Here is a 457-nt window from a genome sequence, read left to right as displayed (position 1 = left end):
CGCTCAAGCTGGACGGCGAATTGCAGAAGACCTTGCAGCTGGAGGCGGACAGCAGCGGCTATCTGCCCGGCCGCCTGACCGGCACGGTGCAGCCGCTGGCGGACAACGTCCCGGCCGATCTGCAACTGGTGGCCGATGGCTTCAAGGCGGCCGCCAGCCTGCCCGATACCCTGCGGCTGAACGACCTCAAGCTGACCGCGCGCGGCGATCTGGCTGCGGGCTACGCCCTGGTCGGCCAGGCGAAACTGCCGGGCGAGGGCGGTCCGGTGGACCTGAATCTGGAAGGCCGCGTCGATGCCAAGGGCGCGCGTATCGCGGCCTTGCGCCTCCAGGCCGCGCCCGAGCAGCGCGTGGCGCTGGCCGGCCAGATAGACTGGCAGCAGGGGCTCGCCGCCGACGCCACCCTGGATTGGCGCGATTTCCCCTGGCGCCGGCTGTATCCCATGGCGGAGCCCCG

Annotated in this window: 1 protein-coding gene; it reads left to right on the top strand. The window is 71.6% G+C overall.

Translation table 11 applies throughout. From position 1 onward, the window contains the following. A partial coding sequence (locus tag KYG_RS18715; RefSeq protein WP_008906498.1) for a hypothetical protein occupies nucleotides 1-457 on the top strand: 457 nt, incomplete at both ends.

Origin of the sequence: Acidovorax sp. NO-1, from assembly GCF_000238595.1 — a bacterium.
In the GTDB taxonomy this organism is placed as follows: Bacteria; Pseudomonadota; Gammaproteobacteria; order Burkholderiales; family Burkholderiaceae_C; genus Acidovorax.
The sequence above is the reverse complement of the archived record's forward strand: the minus strand, read 5'-3'. Positions and strand labels throughout refer to the sequence as shown.